This window comes from Nonomuraea sp. KM90, from assembly GCF_052246675.1.
GTDB lineage: Bacteria > Actinomycetota > Actinomycetes > Streptosporangiales > Streptosporangiaceae > Nonomuraea.
The window spans coordinates 1-9824 of the sequence record NZ_JBQQCB010000222.1; the positions used below are offsets into that span (position 1 = coordinate 1).

9 protein-coding genes are annotated in these 9824 nt (G+C 70.8%); 4 read left to right on the plus strand and 5 right to left on the minus strand.

The window, feature by feature from the left end; genetic code table 11:
* Window positions 1–74: 74 nt before the first annotated feature.
* Window positions 75–1157 carry a sigma-70 family RNA polymerase sigma factor gene (locus tag ACTWPW_RS61215; protein WP_443174580.1) on the minus strand — a complete coding sequence of 361 codons (1083 nt, stop codon included), beginning with the start codon at window positions 1155–1157 and terminating at the stop codon, window positions 75–77.
* A 40-nt stretch (window positions 1158–1197) separates the two neighbouring features.
* A complete protein-coding gene (locus ACTWPW_RS61220) occupies window positions 1198–1611 on the minus strand; it encodes an SgcJ/EcaC family oxidoreductase (RefSeq protein ID WP_443174581.1) in 414 nt (137 codons plus the stop codon).
* Between the two features lie 460 nt (window positions 1612–2071).
* Between ACTWPW_RS61220 and ACTWPW_RS61225 the strand changes: the two genes are divergently transcribed.
* Window positions 2072–2323 carry a Fic family protein gene (locus ACTWPW_RS61225; protein WP_443174582.1) on the plus strand — a complete coding sequence of 84 codons (252 nt, stop codon included), beginning with the start codon at window positions 2072–2074 and terminating at the stop codon, window positions 2321–2323.
* A 155-nt stretch (window positions 2324–2478) separates the two neighbouring features.
* On the opposite strand, the gene rox is transcribed toward ACTWPW_RS61225, so the two are convergent.
* Complete coding sequence (rox, locus tag ACTWPW_RS61230; RefSeq protein ID WP_443174583.1) at window positions 2479–3996, minus strand: rifampin monooxygenase; 1518 nt, start codon at window positions 3994–3996, stop codon at window positions 2479–2481.
* Between the two features lie 331 nt (window positions 3997–4327).
* Here rox and ACTWPW_RS61235 point away from each other — a divergent pair, with 331 nt between their 5' ends.
* Window positions 4328–7522, plus strand: a complete 3195-nt coding sequence (locus ACTWPW_RS61235) for a tetratricopeptide repeat protein (protein ID WP_443174584.1) — start codon at window positions 4328–4330, stop codon at window positions 7520–7522.
* Between the two features lie 117 nt (window positions 7523–7639).
* On the opposite strand, the gene ACTWPW_RS61240 is transcribed toward ACTWPW_RS61235, so the two are convergent.
* The gene (locus tag ACTWPW_RS61240; protein ID WP_443174585.1) at window positions 7640–8332 is read right to left on the minus strand and encodes a DUF998 domain-containing protein; all 693 of its coding nucleotides are present in this window, start codon (window positions 8330–8332) and stop codon (window positions 7640–7642) included.
* Window positions 8333–8415: 83 nt separating this feature from the next.
* On the opposite strand from ACTWPW_RS61240, the gene ACTWPW_RS61245 reads away from it, so the two are divergent.
* Window positions 8416–8619, plus strand: a complete 204-nt coding sequence (locus ACTWPW_RS61245) for a hypothetical protein (RefSeq protein WP_375113526.1) — start codon at window positions 8416–8418, stop codon at window positions 8617–8619.
* Window positions 8609–9097, plus strand: coding sequence for a Clp protease N-terminal domain-containing protein (locus ACTWPW_RS61250; protein WP_375113525.1), 489 nt, complete (start codon window positions 8609–8611; stop codon window positions 9095–9097). Before ACTWPW_RS61245 ends, ACTWPW_RS61250 begins: the two co-directional genes overlap by 11 nt.
* A 306-nt stretch (window positions 9098–9403) precedes the next feature.
* Here the strand turns inward: ACTWPW_RS61250 and ACTWPW_RS61255 are convergent, their stop codons facing one another.
* Window positions 9404–9580, minus strand: coding sequence for a hypothetical protein (locus ACTWPW_RS61255; RefSeq protein WP_375113524.1), 177 nt, complete (start codon window positions 9578–9580; stop codon window positions 9404–9406).
* Window positions 9581–9824 lie beyond the last annotated feature (244 nt).

The following is a 9824-nucleotide window of genomic DNA, read 5'->3' on the forward strand; positions in this document are numbered from 1 at the left end:
GGCCGCCCCCATGCCCGGCCGGGGCTGGGGCCACCCGGGTCGGTCATGCCCGGTGCATACCTGGTCGTGAGCGGTTAGGCCTCGGCAATGGCACGCCCCTGGTCGTCGAGCCTGACCGCCAGGCCGAAGGTCGCGTAGACGTTGGAATCCTGGAACACCGAGTTCCGGCTGATGCCCTCGTCGGTGACGGTGAAGATCTGGAGCGTGTGCAGGTCGTACCCGTCGCCGACGCGCTGATAGGCGGCGAATCCGGGCTGGCCGCCGTTGGCCGCGACCTCCTTGAGAAGCCAGTCCTTCCCGGCCGCCCCGAAGACCCACTCCATGAACAGGCCGTAGTTGCCGCGGCCGGAGAACCAGTTGAGCATCGGCGGCATCTCCATGATCACGTCCTCGGCGAGCAGCCGCTTGAGCCCCTCGACGTCGGCCAGCTCGAACGCCTTCATGTAGCGTTCGACCCAGGCGCGCTGCTCGGCCGCGGACGGCTCGCTGAGCCGTTCCTGCCGGACCCCGACCTCCTTGACGCGGGTACGCGCCCGCTGCAGGGAACTGTTCACCGACACGACGGTGGTGCCGAGGATTTCCGCCGTTTCGGACGCGGAGAAGCCGAGCACGTCACGCAGGATCAGCGCACCGCGCTGACGCGCCGACAGGTGCTGCAGGGCGGCGGCGAACGCCAAGCGCAGGCTGCTGCGGTCGATCACGGCCCCAGCCGGATCGCCCGCGTCCAGCAGCGAGTCCGGCAAGGGCTGGAGCCAGGCGGCGTGCTCTCCCTGGACGAGCGGCCCGAGCGGATCCGACGCGGCCACCAGCCCCGACGGCAGCGGCCGGCGACCCTGGACCTCCAGGGCGGTCAGGCAGGCGTTGGTCGCGATCCGGTAGAGCCAGGTGCGCACTGAGCTGCGAGCATCGTCGTACTGCTCCCGCGCCCGCCACGCCCTCAGGTACGTGTCCTGGACCAGGTCCTCGGCGTCGTGAGCCGAGCCGAGCATCCGATAGCAGTACGCCAGCAGTTCCGTCCGGAAAGGTGCGATCCGACGATCGAAGCCTTCCTTCCCCGTCATCACGCCACGCTCCATCTCCGCCGCCGCCGCAGCCACCATATCCGGCGACTGCACTGAGCATCCGCCATGGGCGGACAGATCACCCCGCGCGGTCATCAACGGCTACACACGGTCACCGCTGGCTACAGGGAAGGGTTCACTGCGCGGGCGCCAGCACCGGACTGTTGTGATAGGCGGCGATCAGCCACTGGCCGTCCCGCTTCTCGAAGACCCAGGTCGCGTTCACCTTACGCACCTCGTCCGCCACCTCGGTCTCGCCGGGGAACAGGATGGCGGACTCGCTGATGACGATCGCGCCGTCCCTGCCGATGAACCGGATGCTGAGCTGCTTGTTGTAGGTCGAGCTGCCCTTGAGCGGCCCCTCGAAGGCCAGGGCCATGCTCTGACGGATCACGTCACGGCTGTCGCGGAACGAGCCGGTCATGATGGCGGTCGCGTCCGCGGTGTAGTCGGCGACCATGCCGTCGGCGTCGCCGGCCTCCCACGCCTTGTAGGAGTCAACCAGTACGGCCTGGATGGCGGCCTCGTCTGCAGCACGGGTGTTCGACATCGGATTCTCCCTTGTGATCGGTTCGCCCGGGGTACTCCGGCGAGCTCGTGAGTACATACCGGCGGCGGGGTCGGAACTCATCGCGGCGGATGAAATCCGTCTCCACGTCTTCGAGGGCGGCCTGGCGCCCGCCGTTCGGCCGGGCGCGTGGCCTCTTCGGGCCGGTCACGGCGCGGTGGTCTGCCTGGCCGGGCGTCCTGGAGATCATGTACGCACCACTTGGAGCGCTGGCTCGCGATACGTGATTCCGTGCCGTGGCAAGACGCCTCGGACGGAAGTGAGGACCACCCGGTGGCCCCATCCCGTGACGGCGCGGCAGAAGACATCCGAGCCTTCGACGGCGCCATAGAACCGGCCCGCGCCGAAGGCCTGCTCGCCGCCCTGGAGGACGTCCGGACGGACGCGACGCGCGGTGCCTCCCTCACCTTCGAACGGCTCCACCAGCGGGCGGGCACTCTCCTTGACCGCCCGCGCGGCACGGGCCCATCTCGACGTCTGCTTCTTTCACCCCTTCGGCGACGGCAACGCCCGTGCCGCGTTCCTTGCCCTCCTCTTCGTCCTGGCCCGCGAGGGCGTCGCGCTTGACGACGTCAGCCTGCTCCGACGCGTCAGCTTTCAGGCCGGTGCCCCCGAGGACCCGCCCGGCGCGCATCGTCCTGAAGGTTCGAAAGGTTCTCGACAGGCATCCGACGAGCCTCTCGGCGGCGCATGAGACTTCCGCCCATGCAACGGCCGCGCCGTCAGTCAAGATTGCTATGGCCGCCTGCGCCGATCACCCGTGGTGCTCCTCCGCCTTCTTCCGGAGTGCAAGCGCCAGAGCACCACGGCTGATGCTGCCTCCAGCCTTCCGAGGTTGCTCAGGCGGAATCAGTTGGCGGGCTTGCCGAACCAGCGGGAGAGGTGGGTGTCCAGGTCGTGCTGATCGTCGCCGATCCACGCGACGTGGCCGTCTGGGCGTAGCAGGACGCAGGGGACATCAAGGTCCGCAGTGGGATCGGCGAGGTGATCGACCCGGTCCGACCAGCCGCCGACGGTCAGGCGTTCGGTGCGGTCCAGGAGCAGGCCGCGGCCGCGGTGCAGCAGACCGTAGAGGTGGCCCTGCTTCACGTCGATGTCGCGCAGGCGGCGGCCGAGCAGGTCGGGGCCTTCGCCGAAGTCGTAGCGGATGCCGATCGCGGTGATCTTCTCGATCAGGTGGCGGTTCACCTCGTCGAAGTCCATCAGTTCGGTGAGCAGCCTGCGTACGGCCTGCGCGCCCGGTTCGGTGGACAGCAGTTCCGTCTGGGCGCGGGTGTTGTCGAGCACGTCCTCGGCGACCGGATGACGTTCGGCCTGGTAGGTGTCCAGCAGTGTGTCCGGCGCCCAGCCGCGGATCTGTGCGGCCAGTTTCCAGCCGAGGTTGAAGGCGTCCTGAACGCCCAGGTTGAGGCCCTGTCCGCCGATGGGTGGATGGATGTGTGCCGCATCGCCGGCCAGGAGCACCCGCCCGACCCGGTAACGCTCGGCCAGCCGGGTGGCGTCCCCGAAGCGGGACATCCAGCGCGGGGAGTGCACGCCGAAATCGGTTCCGGCGATGGTGCGCAACTGCTGTCGGAAATCTTCGAGGGTGGGCGGTTCCGTGCGGTCGCTGACTCCCGCGGCGGGGACCAGCACGCTGTAGACGCCTTCGCCGAAGGGCCGGAGCCAGAATCGCTGCTGGGTCTCGCGGACTTCGGTCATCTTGGCGATGATCTCTTCCTGCGGCACGCCCACTTCCATCTCGCCCATGAGCGTCTGGGTACGTGAGGGCTCGCCGGGGAAGCCGACGCCGAGCAGTTTGCGCACCGTGCTGCGCGCGCCGTCACAGCCGATGAGGTAGCGCGAACGCAGCTGTTGCCCGTCGGCCAGCTCGACGGTCACGCCATGGTCGTCCTGCTCGAAACCGGTGACCGCGCAACCGCGCCGGACCTGCGCGCCCAGGGCGAGCGCATGTTCTTCGAGCAGACGCTCGATGACCGGCTGCGGGATGCCCAGCAGATAGGCGTACGCGGAATCCAGGCCCTTGGGCGCGGGTTTGGGGATGGCGGCGAAGAAACCGCCGGCCGGACGCTGTCTTCCGTGCTGGACGATGCGATCCAGCAGTCCGCGCATCGCCATCAGCTCGAGACTGCGCATATGCAGACCGACTATCCGGACGAACGACGTGGGCTCGGTCTCCTTCTCCAGAACGAGTACCCGAACATCGTGCAGCCGCAGTTCGGCGGCCAGCATCGCACCGGTCGGCCCGCACCCGGCAATGATCACATCGAAGGTAAGGGGCAGAACTCCGGGGACCTCGCCCACGGTGGAGTCACGCTCGGCCCTGGCGTTCGACGGCGGCTCGGCGGTGACCTGCTGAGAGTGCATAGGTGTTGCCTTTCGGGAGTGCCTTGTTGGCGAGGCGCTCCCGGCGACACCTACCTCGATCGCCCGACCGTGACGGCAAGGGGGAGCACCCACATCGCTACAGCGTTCATGGGTCTCACCTCCTCGGGCGGTGTCACGATCAACCGCAAGCTACAAGCCCGAGCATCGTCGCGTCCAATCCTTTTCCCGGCCACGTGATCACGGCTCCGAACGGGCCCGCGCGGTTGCCCGGGCGAATCCCGGTGGTCATATCCGCCGGTCCAGCCATATTTGGTGCGGGCCGATGCCGGCGCGGTGGCGCGGGGCCCGGGTACGGCCGATGATGACCGTCATGAGCGGTCCAGAAGGGGTGCGCCGGGTTCACCAGCAGGCAACCGGCTCGGGGTTCGCGCGCATCTACCAGGCCGCCGGCGACATGATCGTTCATGACGGCGGGGAGCCGTACCGGCTGGCGGTCTGGCCGGCCCCTGCCGCCGCCCCGCCGCCGGAGCAGGCGCGGGCGCGGCCCAGCGGCCTGCTGCAGGCGGCGCACGGGCTGATCGCGTTCACCGGACGCCGCGACCTGCTGGACGACCTGCGGCGCTGGCGGGACGGGCCGGGCCTCGCGGTGCGGCTGATCCACGGCGCTGGCGGGCAGGGCAAGACCCGCCTGGCCCACGAGGTGGCGCGGACATGGCGGCAGGACGGGTGGGTGGTGCTGGCGGCACATCACCGGCGCGACCGCTCCGCGCCCGAGCCCTTCGTCGTTCCCGATCTGGCGCGGGCCGCCGGGGTGCTGCTGGTGGTGGACTACGCCGAGCGGTGGGACACCGCCGACGTGCTGTCGCTGCTGGCCGACACCCGCGTCGGCACGGGGCTGCCGGTACGCGTGCTGCTGCTGGCCCGCCCGTCCGGCACCTGGTGGCAGGGCCTGGCGTACCGGATCCAGCGTGACGTCCACCTGACGCCCGGCCGCACGGAGCTGGGGCCGCTGGAGGACGGGCCCGGCGTCACGCGCGCCGGGCTGTTCGAGGCCGCGCGTGACCGGTTCGCCGAGCTGCTCGGGATACCGGACGCCGGGAACGTGGACCCGCCACCCGCGTGGGACCGCCACGAGGCCTACCGGCTGGTGCTGACCGTGCACATGGCCGCGCTGGCCGCGGTGCTCGCCTACGACCGCGGTGATCCCCCGCCCGCCGACCCCGCGACCGTGTCGGCCTTCCTCCTGGCCCGCGAGCGCGATCACTGGGAGGCGATGTCCGCGCCCTCTCGCGACAACCCGCTCCGTACGACTCCCGACGCGCTGGGGCAGGTCGTCTACACCGCCACGCTGACCGGCCGGCTCGGCCACGCCGACGGGAGGGCGGCGCTGGCCCTGGCCGGGATCGACTCCGGAGAGGCTCCCGGGCAGCTTCTCAAGGATCACGCGGTCTGCTACCCGGGAGCGCGGGACACGGTCCTGGAGCCCTTGTACCCGGACCGGTTGGGCGAGGACTTCGTCGCCTTGATGACCTCCGGCCACTCTCATGAGTTCCCGGCCGACCCATGGGCCGACGGCGCACCGGCCCGCCTGCTCGCGCCGGCTGAGAAGGCGCCGGCGGAGGACCCCGGCCGGGTGTGGGCGCCCCACGCGCTGGCCACTCTGGTGGAGGCGGCGCGCCGATGGCCGCACCTGGCCGGCGGCCAGCTGTACCCGCTGCTGGATGCGTACCCCGAGCTGGCCCTGCAGGCCGGGAGCGCCACCCTGGCGGCCCTGGCCGCGCTGGACGGGATCGATCCCCATCTCCTGGAGGGCATCGCGGCCGTCCTGCCGGATCACCGGCACATCGACCTGGACATCGGCATCGCCGCCGTGACCTCCCGGCTCGTGGGGCATCGGCTGGCGGTCACCACGGAGCCAGCCCTGCGGGCCCGCATCCACGAGGATCTGGCCATCCGCCTGGGCCATGCCGGGCTGCACGCTCGCGCCCTCGCCGAGGGCGAGCGGGCCGTCCAGATCATGCGCGAGCTGGCGGCGCTCGACCGCGCCAGGCATCTGCCCAACCTGGCCGCCTCCCTGAACAACCAGGCCACGAGGCTGATGTCGCTGGGCCGGCGGGACGAAGGGCTCCCGCTGCTCGACGAGGCCATCGCGTTCCGGCGTGAGCTGGCCGCCGCCGACCCGGCCACCCACCTGCCGGACCTGGCGACCGCCCTGGCGAACCACGCCGCCTCGCTGGCCGAAGCGCGGCGGCTGGACGAGGCGCTCCCGCACTCCGAGGAGGCCCTTCTCCTGCGGCGGCGGCTGGTGGCGCTCGACCGCGCCGCCCACCTGCCCAACCTGCCCCCGTCGCTGATCAACCACGCCCTCCAGCTCGCGGACATGGGGCGGCGGGCCGAAGCGGTCCCGCTCTCGGAGGAGGCCGTGACCATCGGCCGGGAGCTGGCCGCACTCAACCCCGCCGCCTACCTGCCCGACCTGGCCACCGCCCTGGAGAGGCACGCCGGACGGCTGGCTGAGGTAGGTCGGCTGGACGAGGCGCTTCCCCTCTCCGAGGAAAGCCTCGCCCTGTGCCGGGAGCTGGCCGAGCTCAACCGGGCGGCCCACCTGCCGGACCTGTCCGTCTCGCTGAACAACCACATCGGGCTGCTGGCACAGGCCGGACGGATGGACGAGGCCATCCGGCTCTCGGTGGAGACGATCGACGTGTGCCGGGAGCTGGTCGATTCCGATCGGAGGGCCTACTTGCCCCTGCTGGCCGCCTCGCTGCACAACTACGCGCTCAAGCTCGTCCCGTCCGGGCGCGAGGCGGAGGCGGTCGGGCTCTTCTCGGAGGCCGTCTCGCTGCGGCGGGAGCTGGCCGGGCGGGACCCGGCCGTTCGCCTTCCTGAGCTGGTGTCCACGCTGGAGAGCCTGGCGGACCTGTCATCCAGGTACGCGCTGCGGCTCGTGGGCGAGGAGCGGCGGGCCGAGGCGCTCCCGTACTCGGAAGTGGCGGTGGCCTCGTGGCGGGAGCTGGCCGAGCTCGATCGCCCGCCTCACCTGCCCATGTTGGCCAGCGCGTTGAACAACCACGCCGGGCGGCTGGCCGAGGCGGGGCGGGCGGCGGAGGCGGCCCCGGTCGCCGAGGAGGCGGTGGCCCTGTGGCGGGAGATGGTGGAGCTCGACCGGGCCGAGTATCTGCCGGATCTGGCGCTCTCACTGTACAACTGCGCGCTTCGGCTGGCGGGGGCCGGGCGGCGTGCCGAGGCTGTCCCGCTCGCGCAGGAGGCCGTCGTCCTGTACGCGCAGCTGGCCGAGCTCGACTCGGTCGCTCATACGCCGTCGTATGCGCAGGCTCTGACCGTCCTAGGGCTCATGCTGGTGGAGGAGGCCAGGTTTCGCGAAGCGGTCGCACCCCTGCTGCACGCCTTGCCGGCCGGTCGCCACCTGCCCGACCACGGCCGGGACATCGTCTACACGATCATGGCGCAGCTGTACCTTGCCTACGCGGGCGACTCCGCGGGGGTCTCCCGCGAGTATCGCGCGATCACCGGCCAGGACGTTCCCGACTGGATGCGTGGGTGATCCGCCCTTTCGAGCGGCCCTGATCGCCAATACCGCGCCAAGCGCCACACACCGGCCAGGACGACGCGTGCGAGTCGCGGTTGCCGTCGTCGTACCCTCGGCACCAGGGCCACCCGCTCAGGGTTGCTGGCGTGCGGCCCGGTCACTCCCGGCACGCAGGAGGCCGCCGGGCATCCGGATGAGGTGGATCGCCAGCAGCGTCAGCCAGAGCCAGCCGATGCCGACTGTCAGGCGCTGGAGGAGGCCGCCGACTTCGACCAGGCCGTTCACCTGCAGAGAGGCCGCGACGAACAGGACGAACCCGATGGGGAACAGGATTCCGCTGACCGCCGAGTACCGTGCCCATCGGCGTTCGCCCCAGCCCGCGAAGCGCCGGGCGAACACGAAGTAGGCGACGGCCAGCGCCAGGAACCCGACGAGGGAGATCTTGCCGTGCAGGTCGCCGTGAGGGGTGGGGGGCACGGTGAGTGCCGGGGTTCCCGGCGGGTAGCCGCTGACCGGATCGTCCAGGAAGACGCCCGCCCCGACGAGCCCCACTCCCCACAGGGCGACGAGCAGCGACCCCCAGACCGACCGCCGTCCGTGCTCTCGCAGCGCGCCGGGCAGGGCTGACGCGAAGACGATCACGAGCAGCCCGGCCAGGATGAAATTGGCCTGCTGTATCCAGCCGAGCCTGCTGCCCAGTTCCAGGGAGCTGCCCGCATGGCGGATCGGGTCATAGCCGTCGCGGACGGCTCCCTGGATGAGGAGAACGAGCATGAACAGCGGTCCGGCGACCGCACCGCACAGCAAGCCGATCCGCTTGACCATGACGTGCCTCCAGGAATCCGACGACGAGCGATGTCTGTCAGTTTCACTTGACAGGAGGGGCGTGTCAAGACAAACTGACAGACATGGCGTTCGATAACCTGGCGCAGCGCATCGAAGCTCACGACCCGGCCCTGGGCCTGCGAGCGGTGGGAGTGCTGCACCAACTGGCCGAACAGGTGGAGACCGCAGCCGTCGCCCACGCCCGGCGACAAGGATGGTCATGGGAACAGATCGGTGACGCGCTGGGCATGTCGCGGCAGTCCGCGCATGCCAAGCATGGGAAGTGAGGACACCGTGTTCGAACAGTTCACCGGCAGCCCCTACGTGGTCGTCGTCACCGCCGCCCGGGAGGAGGCGCGGCGACGGGGCGCCAAACGCATGGGGACCGAGCACCTGCTGCTCGGCCTGCTCCACGAGACCGGCTCGGCCTCCGTACGAGCCCTTCAGGTCGATCTCGACGCCGCCTACGCGGCCCTGGAGGCGCTGGACCGTGAAGCCCTGCGCGCCATCGGCATCGACCTCGGACACCTGGTCACCGATCCAGGCGCGCCCTCCCGCAAGTACCCGCCGATGACCTCCACCGCCCAGGCGGTACTGACGAACGCCGTCAAGGCCGCGAAGGCCAGGACCCGCGACATCGACACGAGACATCTGCTGCGCGCGCTGCTGGAACTGGAACGTCCCGACCCGGCGGCGGAGCTGCTGGCGCGGCTGGGCGTCGATCACGCGGCCGTGTCGCAACGCCTCGCGCGGGACGGCTCCTGACCGCACGCCATCCCAGGCACCGGGGTCGGGGAGCCGGGCGCCAGAGCCGGTCGTTGGCCTGCGTGCCGTGGAAGAGCGGCGGCAGGCACGACGCCGGCGCCCGCCACGACCGTGCGGGCGGCGAACATCGGCGGCGACCGGGTCCACAGGCGCCGATGGCGGCGACGTTGTGGACGTGCCGCCGGTCGCGCGGGAAGGCGGGGACCAGGGAGGAGAGCAGGGAGGAGAGCAGGGAGGAGAGCAGGCCGCCGGCCGCGAACGCCGCCGGACAAGCCCCTCCAGGCGGCGTCCGAGGCCGCGTGAGCGTCAGCCCAGATCGAAGATCGACCGCCTCTCCCGGAACGGCAGCACGTAGTTGCATCTCTTGCAGATCATCAGCGCTACCGGGTTGGGGAAGTAGCCGCTCTTGCTGTCGATGCGCCCGTCCTGCCGCAGGAACTCGGTGCCGTGACAGAGGGGGCAGGCGAGCTGAGGTGTGGTCATCCCCCGGCAACGAGCGGGCGATCATCCGAGTTCCTGCGCCGTTCGGGGTGCTGCTCCGGCGATCGGGCAGTCAGATCGCGGCGGACGGCCCGTCCACCGATTCCGGGAGGCGGGGGCGGGCCGTTCCCTTCAGCGGGGCGACGACGGCCCGAACGGGCGGTCGCCGCGCAGCGTGATGCGGTGCATGACCCGGTGGGCGGTGCCGTAGTCGCGGTTGGCGTAGTGGGATGTGCTGCGGTTGTCC